Source organism: Thermosipho japonicus, from assembly GCF_014201655.1.
GTDB lineage: Bacteria > Thermotogota > Thermotogae > Thermotogales > Fervidobacteriaceae > Thermosipho > Thermosipho japonicus.
Window position 1 is genome coordinate 534,672 of sequence record NZ_JACHEX010000001.1, and the last position, 16,070, is coordinate 550,741.

15 protein-coding genes and 1 CRISPR repeat array are annotated in these 16,070 nt (G+C 31.0%); of the genes, 13 read left to right on the top strand and 2 right to left on the bottom strand.

What is annotated here, in order from left to right; all coding sequences use genetic code 11:
- Positions 1-7: 7 nt before the first annotated feature.
- The gene (ruvC, locus tag HNP65_RS02860) at positions 8-481 is read right to left on the bottom strand and encodes a crossover junction endodeoxyribonuclease RuvC (RefSeq protein WP_184618856.1); all 474 of its coding nucleotides are present in this window, start codon (positions 479-481) and stop codon (positions 8-10) included.
- A gap of 19 nt (positions 482-500) precedes the next feature.
- A complete protein-coding gene (locus HNP65_RS02865) occupies positions 501-1,601 on the bottom strand; it encodes an MFS transporter (protein ID WP_184618857.1) in 1,101 nt (366 codons plus the stop codon).
- 663 nt (positions 1,602-2,264) lie between these two features.
- Positions 2,265-3,128: direct repeats of the CRISPR family, unit length 30 nt; unit sequence GTTTAGAATCTACCTATGAGGAATGAAAAC.
- Between the two features lie 338 nt (positions 3,129-3,466).
- On the opposite strand from HNP65_RS02865, the gene rplU reads away from it, so the two are divergent.
- From rplU to topA, 13 genes are all read left to right on the top strand, one after another.
- The gene (gene rplU, locus HNP65_RS02870; RefSeq protein WP_126992659.1) at positions 3,467-3,787 is read left to right on the top strand and encodes a 50S ribosomal protein L21; all 321 of its coding nucleotides are present in this window, start codon (positions 3,467-3,469) and stop codon (positions 3,785-3,787) included.
- On the top strand, positions 3,784-4,095 hold the full coding sequence (locus HNP65_RS02875; protein ID WP_184618858.1) for a ribosomal-processing cysteine protease Prp: 312 nt from the start codon (positions 3,784-3,786) through the stop codon (positions 4,093-4,095). Before rplU ends, HNP65_RS02875 begins: the two co-directional genes overlap by 4 nt.
- Positions 4,085-4,351, top strand: a complete 267-nt coding sequence (rpmA, locus tag HNP65_RS02880; protein WP_004101635.1) for a 50S ribosomal protein L27 — start codon at positions 4,085-4,087, stop codon at positions 4,349-4,351. The genes HNP65_RS02875 and rpmA overlap by 11 nt, the downstream gene beginning before the upstream one ends.
- Before the next feature lie 11 nt (positions 4,352-4,362).
- Positions 4,363-4,896: an ECF transporter S component gene (locus tag HNP65_RS02885; RefSeq protein ID WP_126992657.1), complete on the top strand. Its 534-nt coding sequence runs from the start codon at positions 4,363-4,365 to the stop codon at positions 4,894-4,896.
- Positions 4,897-4,912: 16 nt separating this feature from the next.
- Positions 4,913-5,362, top strand: coding sequence for a 50S ribosomal protein L13 (rplM, locus tag HNP65_RS02890; RefSeq protein ID WP_012580142.1), 450 nt, complete (start codon positions 4,913-4,915; stop codon positions 5,360-5,362).
- A 19-nt stretch (positions 5,363-5,381) separates the two neighbouring features.
- Positions 5,382-5,780 (top strand): 30S ribosomal protein S9, encoded by a 399-nt coding sequence (gene rpsI, locus HNP65_RS02895; RefSeq protein WP_004101630.1) that lies wholly within the window; start codon positions 5,382-5,384, stop codon positions 5,778-5,780.
- Between the two features lie 80 nt (positions 5,781-5,860).
- On the top strand, positions 5,861-7,468 hold the full coding sequence (gene dnaG / locus HNP65_RS02900) for a DNA primase (protein ID WP_184619017.1): 1,608 nt from the start codon (positions 5,861-5,863) through the stop codon (positions 7,466-7,468).
- Between the two features lie 7 nt (positions 7,469-7,475).
- The gene (rpoD, locus tag HNP65_RS02905; RefSeq protein ID WP_126992653.1) at positions 7,476-8,591 is read left to right on the top strand and encodes an RNA polymerase sigma factor RpoD; all 1,116 of its coding nucleotides are present in this window, start codon (positions 7,476-7,478) and stop codon (positions 8,589-8,591) included.
- Positions 8,592-8,637: 46 nt separating this feature from the next.
- The gene (locus HNP65_RS02910) at positions 8,638-11,202 is read left to right on the top strand and encodes an ABC transporter permease (protein ID WP_184618860.1); all 2,565 of its coding nucleotides are present in this window, start codon (positions 8,638-8,640) and stop codon (positions 11,200-11,202) included.
- A 116-nt stretch (positions 11,203-11,318) separates the two neighbouring features.
- Positions 11,319-11,528, top strand: a complete 210-nt coding sequence (gene rpmB / locus HNP65_RS02915) for a 50S ribosomal protein L28 (protein WP_184618861.1) — start codon at positions 11,319-11,321, stop codon at positions 11,526-11,528.
- A 330-nt stretch (positions 11,529-11,858) separates the two neighbouring features.
- Positions 11,859-12,953: an alanine racemase gene (gene alr, locus HNP65_RS02920; protein ID WP_184618862.1), complete on the top strand. Its 1,095-nt coding sequence runs from the start codon at positions 11,859-11,861 to the stop codon at positions 12,951-12,953.
- The gene (locus HNP65_RS02925; RefSeq protein ID WP_184618863.1) at positions 12,950-13,963 is read left to right on the top strand and encodes a 3'-5' exoribonuclease YhaM family protein; all 1,014 of its coding nucleotides are present in this window, start codon (positions 12,950-12,952) and stop codon (positions 13,961-13,963) included. The genes alr and HNP65_RS02925 overlap by 4 nt, the downstream gene beginning before the upstream one ends.
- A 1-nt stretch (position 13,964) precedes the next feature.
- On the top strand, positions 13,965-16,067 hold the full coding sequence (gene topA, locus HNP65_RS02930) for a type I DNA topoisomerase (protein ID WP_184618864.1): 2,103 nt from the start codon (positions 13,965-13,967) through the stop codon (positions 16,065-16,067).
- The last annotated feature ends 3 nt before the right edge of the window (positions 16,068-16,070 follow it).

A 16,070-nucleotide genomic window follows, 5' to 3' on the forward strand; every position in this document is an offset into this window, starting at 1 on the left:
ATCCTCCCTATGCTCTTATTTCAACTGCAAGGCACCAAGCAACTGCCAATGCATCGGCGGCATCATCGGGTTTTGGAATATCATTTAAATTTAAAAGCATTTTAACCATCTTTTGAACTTGTTTCTTATCTGCTCTTCCATATCCGGTAACGTTATTCTTTACCTGATAAGGCGTAAACTCGTACAAAGGAATGTTCCTTTGCGAAGAGGCCAGAAGAATTACTCCACGAGCTTCTCCTACATGGATGGCTGTCTTTACATTTTTGTAGAAAAACAAGCTTTCAATTGCACAAGCATCTGGGGAATATTCTTCCAATAGCTCCACAAATCTATCATATATATACCCCAATCTCTTATACATTGGAACATCTTTTTCAGTGGTTATAACCCCATGCGTGACATGTGAAATTCTGTTTTTATTCTTTTCTAGGATCCCATATCCAAGTATACCATATCCCGGATCAACACCTATTATTCTCAAAGATAAATACCTCCACTTTTTATTTGTTTTTCACTCCAAAATTATATATTAATATAGTTAATAGCGGAAAAACACTTGCACTCAAAAACATGAATATTGTGTTATTACCGAATATCGCTGCATAACCACTTGAAAGGAAACTTCCTATTGCCCAAGAAAATCCCATTGAAATTCCAGATGCAAGAGCCTTATTATTTGGTAAAAGTTTTTGAGCCGAAACAATGTTAGAAGACATTGTAAAAAAGCTAAAGCCATCAAACAAGATAAAAGAAATTACTTTTAACCACAAATTAGGTACAAATACGAACAACAGTCCAAATATTCCCATTCCTACAAAACCAATAGTATTGGTAAATTTATCATTAGTTTTTTCAAGTACAATTGTACCAAAGAAATTAGTAAAAACTCCAAACATCATTCCAAATGTTAATATTGAACCACCTACTACTAAAGACTTTCCAACCTCATTCATATAAATTGGAATATATGTATGAAATATATCCATAGAAAAACTTCTTGATGAAACTATTAGAAAAATAGGCCAAAGTTTGAATATATCACCTTTAAAACTTAATTTTTTTGCTTCAACTGGTTTTTCATAGTTAAATATCTTGAGGGAAAGAAGTAAAAGAACTGGAATAAAAAATAACGTTAAAAAGTATAGTTTTTCAATTCCTATTTTTTCTTGATAAAAAGTTATAAAGACTGGTGCTATACCGGCACCTAATGTTCCTGCAACTGAAAATAAGGCAACATGCTTCCCTTTAGAACGTCTTCCAGCAAAGCTTGCACCCAGAGGATGAAACATAGAATTTAAAAGCCTAATGGCAACCACAAGAGAGAAAAATAAAATAGATGATTTTACAATTCCCAAAAAAGATACCAAAAACACTTCTAATACAACAATTATAGTTATATAAATACCATCTCTTTTTATTTTATCAAAATACATACCAAAAAACACTTGAAATATAGAAGTAATACCACCAAGTAAAGCTATAAAGCTTGCAAATGTTTTGTTATCAATTCCTAATTTGTCAATAAAATGAGGGGCAAGAGGTTTTACAAAAGCATTAAAAAAATCTGCAAAAAAGTGAAATATTGCTCCCCACAACTCCATTTCGTTCTCCTCCCTTTTATTATTTAGCTTTACGAATTATCAAGATTATTATACCAATTTTCTCTTTCATTGTCTAAAACAAAAGATTAAAAACTTTAAATATTATTTGTATCCTATAACTTTTACATTGTAAAATCAAAAAATTAGCATCAACACTAAAAATAAAATTAACTATATTGTTATTATATAGTTAATCAAAAGTAAATTGTAACCATAAGTTAGTTTGTATTATGAACGTTTTTGGAGGAATTAAAAAAACGCATATTATGCAATATAATATCATTTAAAAACAGTTTTAATCACAACATATTTATTTTACTATTTTTTCAAATCTAAAAATAAATTTAATCTTATTCTTGTAATATTAATTAAAAATAATATACATTATTTTTTAACTGATATTTTTGAATATATTAAATTAACACAATAAAAAATATTAACTTTCTTGTAACTAAATTCTTTATACCTCAAAAATAATATGTTTATTTTTTGACTATTGTAACTTTTATGTTAAACCACAAAAATTATCTAACTTTCCAGGAGATCTTTTTATACCCGTTTTTTCGTAAAAGCTCTTAAATAAAAGGTTTTACATTTCGTTTACTTCAGCTCAAAGATTCCGTTACTTGTCGGGTTTGCTTGTATATATTATAATTATTACGGGTTTAGAATCTACCTATGAGGAATGAAAACAATGCAAATCTTTTAAGCTTGCTCCCTATTTTTGCCGCGTTTAGAATCTACCTATGAGGAATGAAAACCATACTTTCTCCTCCTTTTTAGTTTTTGCAGGCTAAACCTGCTAGTTTAGAATCTACCTATGAGGAATGAAAACAACATACTTTCGATTGGTTCTGCGAATTCAACATAATAGTTTAGAATCTACCTATGAGGAATGAAAACTTTCCCAGCTGTACCATATCAGGTGTTTGTAGCTTGTTTAGAATCTACCTATGAGGAATGAAAACCCACAGGGGCGTCTTTTCTAAAATGGTTATCATCTGTCCCGGAGTGTTTAGAATCTACCTATGAGGAATGAAAACTAATCTGGTACAAAAAATGGATCGTATTCGCTCAAAACGTTTAGAATCTACCTATGAGGAATGAAAACGACGTTGTAAATCTTATTGAAGTCAATTTCAGAATATTCGTTTAGAATCTACCTATGAGGAATGAAAACTATAACAAACGTGGCAATTACGCCACGTCCATTCGGTTTAGAATCTACCTATGAGGAATGAAAACTGTATGCTTCGTACATTATTAAAGCAACGTTGTTATTAAATGTTTAGAATCTACCTATGAGGAATGAAAACATATCTTGCTTTTAACGCTCTATTCTTGTAAATTACATCCAGTTTAGAATCTACCTATGAGGAATGAAAACACTTCTTTGAGCAGCAGCTTTTCTTGCCTCTCTCCTTTCTCGTTTAGAATCTACCTATGAGGAATGAAAACGTACTTCTCTACCGAATTTCTTTGTGATTGCCTCAATAAGTTTAGAATCTACCTATGAGGAATAAATTTCTTAAATTTTGAAAAATGTGAGTTGATAAGATACATTATTTGAATCTTTGACTAAAAAGAAAAATCTATCCACATCTCTCTTCACTCTAAATTCATAATTCATTTTTTAATCTTTTTCACCTAATAACTAACCTTTTTTACACACCTCTAATTCCTTACATACAGCTCACTTGTGTTAACGTCGAGAAAAATAATATTAACAGAATGTTTTCATAAATATTCATCAAAAATGGTAAAATATCTTAGGTTATAGTCGCCTGGAACGTGTCTTAAACGCCGAAAAAAGGCTACATGTTCCAGCGGTTGTTTATTTCAAAAAAACTGAGGAGGTGAACTTTGTGTACGCTATTGTTGAAAGCGGTGGAAAACAGTTTCGTGTTGAACCAGGAAAAGTCTTTTTCACTGAAAGAGTTGTCGGTAAAGGTGAAGGAGAAGAAGTCAAACTTGACAAAGTCCTTATGGTAAAAACAGATGATGGAAAAGTTTTAGTTGGAAAACCATATCTTGACAATGTAGAAATTAAAGGAACTATTGTTGAACACGGCAGAGCAAGAAAAGTTGTAGTTGGAAAATTTAGACCAAGAAAGAACTATAGAAGAATAAAAGGTCACAGACAATGGTACACCGCAATTAAAGTAGAAGAAATCCAAGTAAAATGATTACGTGTAAATTTTTTAAAGAAAACGGGTTTTTTGAAAAGTTTTTAATAACAGGACATTCAATGTATGCTCAAAAAGGTAAAGATATTGTTTGTGCAGCAGTAAGTGTTATTGCTCAGCACACGGCAAGATATCTGTTAAAAAATGGAGCATCTGTCAAAATAAAAGATGGATATTTAGATGTAAAAAATATTTCGCACGATAATACTTCCCAAATATTTGTAAACGAATTAATTGATACCTTAAAAGATTTAGAGGAACAATACCCAAAATACCTTAAACTGGAGGTGAGCAATGATGAAAATTAACATACAGCTTTTCGCAAAAAGCAGTACTGCCAAAAATGGACGCGACAGCAATCCTAAATATCTTGGAGTTAAAAGAGGCGACGGTCAAAAGGTCTTAGCTGGCACTATTATTGTCAGACAAAGAGGAACAAAATTCTGGCCAGGTAAAAATGTTGGTATGGGAAGAGACTTCACTCTATTTGCACTCAAAGATGGTGTAGTTAAATTTGAAGTTAGAAACAACAGAAAATACGTAAGCGTATATGAAGAAAAATAAGGGGGGCATTTATGCTTAACGCCAAAAAAGTGGCAATTATAGGGGTGTTTGCTGCACTTGCATTTGTAGTAATGTATATTGAAATACCAATATTTCCAGCAGTTAACTTTTTAAAATATGATCCTAGCGATATTTTAGTATTATTAACTGCTTTTATATATTCTCCAACTGTTGGAGTAATAGTGCTAGCAATAAAAGATATTTTGTTTTTCATATTTAAATCACAAGATATAGTCGGAATTGCTATGAATTTTGCAGCCGGAGCTTTGTTTATCGTTCCTGCTGCAATAATATATGGAAAAAAGAACAGATTCAGAGAAATATTAGGCTACATAATTGGTACTGTCGCTGCAACTGGTGGAATGGCACTTTTGAATATGATAGTAGTTCCATATTATTGGAAAATTCCTTTGGAAGAAGTATTTAAACTTCTGCCATGGATTATTGGCTTTAATGCAATTAAATTTTCTATAGATTCAGTAATAAATGGAATAATTCATAGACGCGTTAAAAACATTTTAGAACCAGATGAAGCGAGAATATAAGGAGGGAGGAATAACAATGGCAAGAACGTTGCCTATACAAAAAACAACTTTATTAAAGAAAGAAGAAGTAAAAAAAGATTGGTACTTAATAAATGCAGAAGGTCAAACACTTGGTAGACTTGCAACAAGAATTGCTCTTGTTCTTATGGGAAAAAATAAACCAAACTGGACTCCACATGTCGACTGTGGAAATTTTGTCGTTGTAATCAATGCTGACAAAATTAAATTAACTGGTAAGAAATGGGATCAAAAAATCTACTACAGACACTCTGGTTATCCTGGAGGAATTAAAGAATTTACAGCAAGACAACTTCAACAAAGAAACCCAGAAAAACTCATTCAACTTGCTGTTAAAAGAATGCTTCCAAAAACGATTCTTGGAAGAAAAGCATTAAAAAGACTTAAAATATATGCAGGTTCAGAACATCCACATAGCGCACAAAAACCAATTGAATTGAATTTTTAATCAAGGAGGGATGTAGAAAATGGCTGAATACTACATGGGTACTGGAAGAAGGAAAACATCAGTTGCAAGGGTATATTTAAAAGAAGGTAATGGAAAAGTTACAGTTAATGATAAAGAATATGAAGATTTAAATGGTTACCTTGAAAATTCAGTTTGGACTCTTCATGCTCTTGAGCCATTAAAAGTAACCGGCCTTGAAGGTTCTTTTGATCTCTTTATAAGAGTTCAAGGCGGAGGAAAATCTGGACAAGCAGGCGCTATAAGACTTGGTATTGCACGTGCATTACTTCAATACAATCCTGACCTCAGACCTACATTGAAGGAAAAAGGCCTTCTCACAAGAGACCCAAGAATGGTCGAAAGGAAAAAATACGGTCTCAGAAAAGCAAGACGTGCACCTCAATTCTCCAAACGTTAATATTCCTTATTTGCTATATAACTTCACCGTGGCAGTAGAAATACTGCCACGTTTTCCTCGTTTAAAAGAGGTGATTACTTATTCTTAAAGACACTATTGAAGAAATCAAATCAAAAATTGATATAGTTGAACTTATTTCCCGTTATGTAAGTCTACAAAAAGTGGGAAATAGTTATCGTGGCTTGTGTCCTTTCCACACAGAAACAACACCTTCCTTCTATGTAAATCCATCCTTTAAGACATACCACTGCTTTGGCTGTGGAGCGTCTGGGGATGTGATTAAGTTTGTTCAGGAAATTGAAGGTATACAATTCATGGAAGCATTAAAAAAACTGGCTGACGAAGCAGGAGTAAAAATTGAATACAGCTCATCGAATAGCTTTCAACAGCTATACTTTAATTTTTATAAAGAACTTCATAAAGAATATATGGGAAAGTTATTTGATGAAAGAATTGCCCTTGATTATTTATTTTCAAGAGGTTTTAGTGAAGAAGAAATAAAGGAATATGAATTTGGTTTTTCACCTATAAATTCTAAAATCCCTCAAAAAATTGCTAAAAAATTAGATATTAAATCCTTGAAAAAATTTGGTTTTTCAAATCATGATCAATTTGAAGGAAGATTAATAATACCAATTAAAAATGAATATTCAAATGTTATAGCATTTGGTGGAAGACTCTTAGGTGAAGGTCAACCAAAATACCTTAATTCATATGAAACAGATCTTTTTAAAAAATCGAAAACCCTCTTTTTACTAGATATTGCAAAAGACAAAATTAAAACTGCAGATTTTGCCATTATTTGTGAAGGCTATTTTGATGCTATTGCATTTCATAGAGCTGATTTTAAAAACGCCGTTGCAACACTTGGAACAGCCTTTACAAAATTTCACGCTTTTTCTATTAAAAAACTTACCCAAAATGTTATCTTAGCTTTTGATACTGATAGTGCTGGAGTAAAAGCAGCTCTTCAAAGTATAAAAATACTAATTTCAATGCAATTTAATGTTATGGTTGCTGGAAAAACAAAAGAAAAAGATCCTGACGAAATTTACAAAACTCAAGGTAGTTCTGGACTATATTCTTTCTTAAAAGAAGCAATACCAGCTGAAGAATTTATCCCTTATGTTTTAAGCAAAAACTATGATTTAAACAACTCAAATGCAATACCTCTCTATACAAGAGAACTCAAAAACTGGGAAAAAATATTCGAAAATTTTCCAGAAAAACTTGAAACATTTAGAAAAACTGCTGAAAGGATATCAAAAACGAGCATAGCCGTTTCTGTACCTAAGCCAAAACAAAAAACTAATCTTCCAACCTTAGATGAAATGGTTATATATTTACTTTTAAACAATCCGAAAGTTGATATAGAACTAAACCTGAAAATATTTAATGAACTTACCCAAGAATTCATTAAATCTTTAAAAAATCTTAAGAACTTTTCATTTGAAAAATTGTCCAAAGATTTGCAAAAATATATTGAAAATATATTGAAAAAAATGGAAAAATTTGAAATAAATGAAGAGTATATAAACACAGTAAAGAAAAAAATTGAAGAAAAAACTTTAGAAAAAAGGATAGAAGAAATAGATAAATATTTAAACTCAGCAACAGATGAAGAAAAAAGGGTGCTTTTACAAACAAGAATGGAACTTGTTAGAAAGCTCAAAAAACTTGGGAGGTGAACTCCTGATGGCAAAGAAAAAAACTGTAGATTCTTTAGATTCAAAAATTGAAAAACTCATAGCTATTGGAAAAGAAAAAGGCTTTGTTACATATGAAGATATTGACAAGATGTTCCCGCCAGAAAAGGCAGATGAGTTTGATGGAAATGTATTAGAAAAAGTCTACGAAGAGCTTGAAAAAAACAATGTTGCAATTACTGAAGAAAGTACAAACGATGGAATTGAAGATGTAACTTTGGAAGATTTCTTAGAAGAATCTCCAAAGTTTTATGACAATATGGCAACTAAAGACTTAATAAAGATGTACTTAAAAGACATTGGAAAGATTCCACTTTTAAGTCAGTCAATGGAGAGAGAACTTGCAAGACGCGCACAACTTGGAGATGAAAGGGCAAAGCAAAAATTGGTAGAATCTAATCTAAGACTAGTTGTAAGTATAGCTAAAAGATATGTCGGAAAAGGTCTTTCATTCTTAGACCTTATACAAGAAGGTAATGTTGGTCTTTTAAAGGCCGTTGAAAAATTTGATTGGAAAAAAGGTTATAAATTCTCAACTTATGCAACATGGTGGATCCGTCAGGCAATTACTCGTGCAATAGCAGATCAGGCAAGAACTATAAGGGTTCCAGTACATATGGTAGAAACAATAAATAAAGTTCAGAAGATAATGAGAGAGTATTATCAAGAACATGGAACAGAAATACCAATTGAAGAACTTGCAAAATTAATCGGAAAACCTGTAGAAAAAGTTGAGGAAATTCTACAAGCAGCAAAAGAAACAACTTCTCTTGAGGCACCAGTTGGTGAAGACGATGATTCAACTGTAGGAGACTTTATCGCAGATGAAACGATCGCTTCACCAAAGAAAGAAGCAATGAGAATGTTAATACGTGAAGAAGTAGATAAAGTTCTTGAAACATTAAATGATAGAGAAAAGTTGGTTCTTAAAATGAGGTATGGTCTTATAGATGGAAAAGCAAAAACCCTTGAAGAAGTAGGACAATATTTTAATGTAACAAGAGAAAGAATTAGACAAATAGAAGTTAAGGCTTTAAGAAAACTAAGACATCCTTCAAGAAGTAGATATTTAAAGCTTTTATTCAAAATGCTTGATGAATCATGAAATTTTACCGCACATATTGTGCGGTAATTTATTAGGGTGATACGTTATGATAAAAATAGCCTTTAGAAACTTCTTTTCAAATTTTAAACTCTCTTTGCTTGTAATACTTGGAAGTATGATCGCAACAATGTTGGTTGTTGGAGCTCTTTCATTGAACGATTCTGTAAATAGCTGGTTTAATTCTAAATTAAGAAATAATTTTGGAAATATAGACATTGTTGCAAAAGATAAAAGTGATACATTCTTTTTTCCAAAAACACTAAATGTGGAACAAGTAGAAAAATATCTTAATAAATATAAAAATGAAGGTGTTGTAAAAGATTTCGTCTTTACCTATCTGGTGTCTTCAAGAATAAAACATAATGGCAATTTTTATGATATTTTTGCCATCGGTTATGATGAAAAAATAAAGGAATTTTCAAAAAAAGATATAGATGGAATCATTTTATCTAGTGATCTTGCAAAAACTCTAAACATAACACAAGGCGACACAATAACAATCATAACTCCAAGCGGAAGTAAAGAATTAAAAATTGATCACATTGGACTTGAAGAATTTAACTTCCGTGGAGAAACTGGTATGACAAATGGTAGTATTTTTATTCCAAAAGACTTGATGCTGAATCTAAGAATGTACACATATAACGCTCCAAATACTGTCTTTATATCATTAAATCTTGATTTAAAAAAGCATCTAGAATTTTCTGAAAAGCTCTCTAAAGACCTTGATCTAAGAACCACTCCAACCAAATATAACTTGAAATACTCACCATTAAATAAAGTTATAGGCTATCTATTTCTTGGATTCAGTGGATTTTCTATACTAAGCAGCTTTTTATTCATATCAAACTTTTTCGGTGTACTTGCTGAAGATCGAAGAAAAACACTTGGAACTTTACGAGCATTGGGACTTTCAAAGAAAAAAAGTGGTATTATCCTTTTTTTGGAAGGATTGATGTATATAATCTCTTCTTCAATTGTTGGAGCACTACTTGGAATTATTTTTGGTAGGTACCTGCTCTCTTTTGTAAATAACCTTCCAAATATTGCATCATCAGACACAACTATTGCTGAAAAAATTCCATACGTGATAACATATAAATCAATTTTCCTTGGGATTTTAATTTCAATTATTTTACCAATAATATTATTAATTACTAGAAGCATTTCATTTTCTAAAATTCCACCAGTCGTTCTTCTCTCAGAAGAACAAATACTACCTAAAAAAAGATGGGTATTTATATTAGCATTTTTAATCGTTGTAGCTTTCTTTTTTATTAATCCACTTTATTCACTGTCTGTGCTAATAATCTTAATATCTGTTTTCTTTAAAAAAAGTTATGTGCAACTTCTTGCGGGAGTCCTTTCCATTCTCACCATTTACAACAAAATAGGGACGGGAGAAAGATGGGATTATCTTGCAAGATCAGGAATATTTTTAGCGGCAAGTGTAGTAATAATATTTTCCATTCTTCCTTTAATAAAAAACGTTATTAGAAAATTCTATAGCCTTTCAAACATACTTGCAATTTCATACATTGAAAAACAAAAAATGAGAAACTACATAGTATTCTTTGTCTATGCAATAATAACTCTTGTAATACTTTTAACAGCTGTTATTCCAAGTAGCGTTTTTAATTATGTTGACAAAAAACTTGATAGCGGAATTGTAGGTTATAACTTTTTAATTATAGAAAACCCATTAAAAAGTTTTTTCAAAACAGATTACTACGAAACAGATGAAAATTTTAAATCAATGTTTGAAAACCTTGTAAAAATACAACTTGTAAACGCAAAACTTGATAATAGAAATCTTACGATTATACTTGCAAAAAGCGGCATTGAAAAATCTTTAAAAATTGAAAATGTAAAAGTTAATGACTTATCTTTAAAGGAAGGAATAGCAAATAAAGAAATCTTTTCTAAGGATTCAACCTATACTTTTTTGATAAAAGGAATACTGCCAGGTATAAGTGCCAGATTTTACGAAAATTTTAAAGTAGTCGATACTTTTGATCCCAAAAATGTTATAGTCCCATTCGATGGAATATTTGTTTACGATAAAAAGGTATCTGGTGCCCTACAAGGATATGCCGGGGTTGTAAAAGATGAATACGTAAATCAAGCTAAAAATACAATATATGAAAAATTCGATGCCCCATTATATGTTACTGAAGAGCTTAATAAAGTATTCTTGAGTATAAAATACTTTATAAATGTCGCTGTACAACTATTTTATTTTGGTTTTATAAGCGGCTTTTCTGGACTTACAATTCTTAGCCTAAAGAACGTATATGAAAGAAAAAGAATAATAGGTTCTCTAAAAGCTTTGGGAGTAAATAGAAAAACTATTTTTTCATTCTTTATTACCGAAGCATTTTTAATAGTTACTATTGCTATATTAACAGCAATAATTACAACATTCTTCATTACCATGGATTTAACTACTATGATCTCAAGCGAATTACCTGACTTTTCAATAACTATCCCATGGATTCAAATAATTGAAATAATTGCAGGTATTTACTTAATTACAAGTATATTTACAATTTATCCTGCAAACCTTGCACAAAAAATAAGTCCTGCCGAAGCTATAAGGGTTTTTGATTAATGAAACACATTTTTTACATTAAAAAAATTGACACAGTAAAAACAAAAGTGTAAAATATAGTTTGTGTCAGAGTAGATAATTAATAATTATTAAATAGAAGAAAGGGGAGGAGCAAAATGGCAAAATGTCAAATTTGCGGAAAAGGACCCGTTTCCGGAAAGAACGTATCGCATTCAAACAGAAGAACAAATAGATGGTTCAGACCAAACTTACAAAAAGTAAGAGTCTTAAGAGAAGATGGAACAGTAAAAAGAATGTGGGTTTGTACCGACTGTCTAAGCGCAGGAAAGGTAAAAAGATACGTCAGCAAATCAATCGAAGCATAATGAAGCGGGGGGACCCGCTTTGTTTTTTTTGTATAGACTAGCTTTAATCATAATATTTATTATTTCAACACTAATTGTTGCCTACCTTTTGACTCTCCCCATCAATATTATCCCTTTATTATTAATCACTTTATCATACTCAGCTATATTAGTGCTTTTTTTAGAAGCAATAACTTACAAGTTTGAAATAGATGATAAATTCATTATATTTAAAAGCATATTTTATAAAAAAAGATTTGAGATAAGTAAAATAGAATCTTTTCAGATTTCCTTTTTTTGTGTTAAAATAAGGTCTGAAGGAAAAAAATACACATTTTTGCCATTGGGGGGATGGGTACGGAAAGTAGAAGAACGTTTGCGGAAATAAATATAAATAACTATATTGATAATCTTAAATACTTTCAAAAAAAATGTAACCCGGCAAAGGTAATGCCCGTTATAAAAGCTAACGCCTACGGGCACGGTGCAGTAATGTTAGCAAAAGCTGCAGAAAAAATGGGGATTGATTATCTTGCAGTTGCATTTTTGGAAGAAGCATTAATTTTAAGAAAAAATGGGATAAATACCAATATTCTAGTTTTTAACTATCTGGATAAAGACTTTGTTCCCATTGCAGCTGATAATAATATTACAATTACAATAATTTCAAATGAGCAGGTTGAAGAATATAAGGATTTAATCAAAAAGCCAAAGGTTCATATAAATATAGATACCGGTATGAATAGAGTTGGAATTGAGCCAAAAGATGCTATGAAAGTTTACGAAAAATTAATTTCATATGGATTTAAAGTTGAAGGTGCATACACACATTTTGCCGTAGCAGACTCTTTAAAGAAAGAAGATATTGAATTTACAAAAAAACAATATGAAAAATTTTTAGAGGTTGATTTACCTGTTAAAATAAAGCATACAAATAACAGTGCTGCCTCATTATCGGGAATCATATCTTGTGGAAATTATGTAAGAATAGGTATTGCAAGTTATGGCTTAATGCCAAGCAATCAAGTAAAAGATGAAAATTTAAAACCAGTTTTGACGTGGAAAAGTGTCGTATCTCACGTAAAAACACTGAAAAAAGGTGAAACCGTAAGCTATGGAAGAACATTTACTGCACCTTATGATATGAAAGTAGCAACCATACCTGTAGGATATGCAGATGGATACTGGAGACATCTTTCAAATAATGGGGAAGTACTGATAAATGGAAAAAGAAGAAAAATTTTGGGAAGGGTTTGTATGGATCAATTTGTTGTAGAAGCAGATGATGAGGTTAAAATAGGCGATGAAGTAATTCTAATAGGAAGACAGGGAAATGAATTTATCAGCGCAGAAGAAATTGCTGATAAGGTTGGAACCATAAACTATGAGGTTACCTGCAGAATTTCAGAAAGGGTGCCTAGAATTTACAAAGGGGTGGAATTTTGAAGTTACCTAAAGAACTGATCGAAAAATTTAGAGAACCTTATATCTCAGAACTTGAAAATTACATAAATTCAAAAGTTGAAACAATAGTAAAGGTAAAAAGTAAAAGACTTTTAGAAACTAAAAATGGGCAAAAATATTTACTTTTAACATTTGAAGACAAAACGGGTATACTTAGGGCCATTGACTGGTTTAATGCAGAAAAAAATGATGCTAAAATAAACGTTGGAAATGTTGTAAGGACACAAGGAAAGGTAGTAATATACGATGGAAGAATACAATTAAACATTTTAGAAGATTCAAATATCATTGTTCTCAATGAAGATGAATACAACATTGAAAGATTTGTATCGGAATCTAAGATGTCCTCAGAAAGTGCCAAAACTAAAATCAGTTATTTCATTGATACAATAAAAAATGATACTCTAAAAAAATTACTAATAGAAATATTTAAAAATGATGAAAATTTATCAGAAGCATTTATGAGTGCACCTGCAGGACTTAGAGTTCACCACAATTATGTAGGTGGTCTTGCAGAGCATAGTATAACAGTTGCTAGTATATGTGAAAATGTATCAAAAATATACACATGGCTTGATAGAGATCTTCTAATAACAGGTGCTTTATTACATGACATTGGAAAAATATACGACTATGAAATATCTTCACATGGTATTGAGCTAACACAAAAAGGAGAATTAATTGGTCATATCGTAAGTGGATTTGATATAGTAAAGGAAAAATTGAATAAAATAAATGCTAGCAGTGAGCTTTCAGAAAAGCTACTACATATGATACTCTCTCACCACGGTGAGCTTGAATGGGGTTCTCCAGTTCTACCAAAGACTCCAGAAGCTTATGTACTGCATATGATTGAAAACATGGATTCAAAATTAAACAGGATGCATAACATCAAAGAAAGAGAACTTGAAATAAACCCAGAAAAAATCTGGAGTGATTTTGATCCAAGTCTTGGAAGAAGAATCTTATTAAAACACGATGAGAGGGGTTAATATGTCCAAAAAAAAGAAAGTGATCATAGTAGAATCACCAGCAAAAGCTAAAACTATTGAAAAAATTCTTGGAGATGAATATAAGGTTATATCTTCAAAAGGACACGTTAGAGATCTACCTCAAAAGAAATTTGGTGTGGACTTAAATAATTTTGAACCAGAATTTGAAATTATTCCTGGTAAAGAAAACGTAATTGAAAGTATAAAGAAAGAAATAAAAGGAAAAGAAGTGCTTCTTGCATCAGATATGGATAGAGAAGGAGAAGCTATTGCTTGGCACCTTTCACAAATCTTCAACCTTAAAGGGAAAAATAGAATAGTATTTACCGAAATTACTCCAAATACCATTAAAAAATCTGTGGAGACCCCCAGAGAAATAGATATAAAAAAAGTTAACGCGCAGCTTGCAAGAAGAATTTTAGATAGGATCGTAGGCTACAAAATAAGTCCATTACTATGGAAAATAATTAAAGGAGCTATGAGCGCTGGAAGAGTTCAATCTGCTGCGCTGAAAATAATTTGTGATAGGGAAAGAGAAAGATTCTTATTTAAACCAAAGGAATTCTATAAAGTATCTATTAATATAAAAAAAGTTAAAGCAAATCTTTGGAGCATTAACGGGAAAAAAATCAAACAGGAAAATATAACAAAAGAAATTGCAGAAGATATTAAAAGTAATGTAAAACAGGTAACACTTTCAGATATAGTCGAAAAAGAAAGAAAAAAATCTCCTCCAAATCCTTACATTACAAGTACGCTGCAACAAGACGCAGCTACAAAGTTAGGTTTTCCTGTTTCAAAAACAATGAAAATTGCACAAGCATTGTACGAAGGTATTGATACAAAAGAGGGTCATCTTGCTTTTATTACATACATGAGAACTGATTCAACCCGTGTATCAGAAGAAGCAAAACAAATGGCTAAAGAATTTATAGAAAAAAACTTTGGAAAAGAATATATTGGCGGCTCAAAAAAGAAAAAGAAAAACTCAAAAAATGTTCAAGATGCACATGAATGTATAAGGCCCGTTAATCCAGAAATAACTCCAGATATTGCAAAATCTTTACTATCAAGTGATTACTATAAGTTATACAAACTAATTTGGGAAAGATTTATGGCATCACAAATGAAAGAATCAAAATATAAAGAAAGAACATTTATTTTTCAAAGCGAAAAATATGAATTTAGAACAACATATTCTCATCTAATCTTTGATGGTTTTGAAAAAATATATAACACTTCTAGCAAGGAAGAAGAAAAAATAGAGCTTGAAAAAGGAAAAACATATAAAGTATCAAAAGTAAATATTGAAAAAGATACTACAAAACCTCCTGCAAGATTTACAGAAGCAAGTTTAGTAAAAACTTTAGAAGCAGAAGGAATTGGAAGACCAAGTACTTATGCTACTATAATTTCTACACTTCTTGCAAGAAAATACGTAAAAAAAGAAAAAAAAGAACTCATTCCTACATTACTCGGATTTACCGTAGAAGACTTTTTGACAAAAAGATTCCCAGAAATTGTTGACAAAAAGTTTACCGCATTAATGGAAGAAGAATTAGATAAAGTAGAATCAGGAGAAAAAGAATGGAAAGAAGTATTAGATAAATTCTACTCTGAGTTTTCAAAATACCTTTCAACCGCACAAAAAGAGTTTTACACTATTGACTATGAAACAGATTTACCTTGTCAAGATTGTAAAGAAGAAAATTACAAATTAAAAATTGGAAAGTATGGATTATATTTAAATTGTGAAAAATGCAAAACAAATAAAAGTATAGATAATACAATAAATGCGGTTCTAATAGAAAATAAAATGTTCATTGCACAGGCACTCGAAAATCATGCAAATGAAACCATTTCAGAAAATTCATGCCCAAAATGTGGTGGCCATCTAGTCAGAAAAAAAGGTAGATATGGATACTACTTCAAATGTGATAATTGTGATTTTACAGTTTCAGGATATAAAATAGCCCAGGCAAAATGTCCAAAATGTGGTTCATTGGTAGTTATGAGAAGAAGTAAAAACGGTAAAACATATTGGACATGTACCAACCCAGATTGCGATTTTATGTCTTGGACAGAACCTAAAAATGAAGAATAAAAA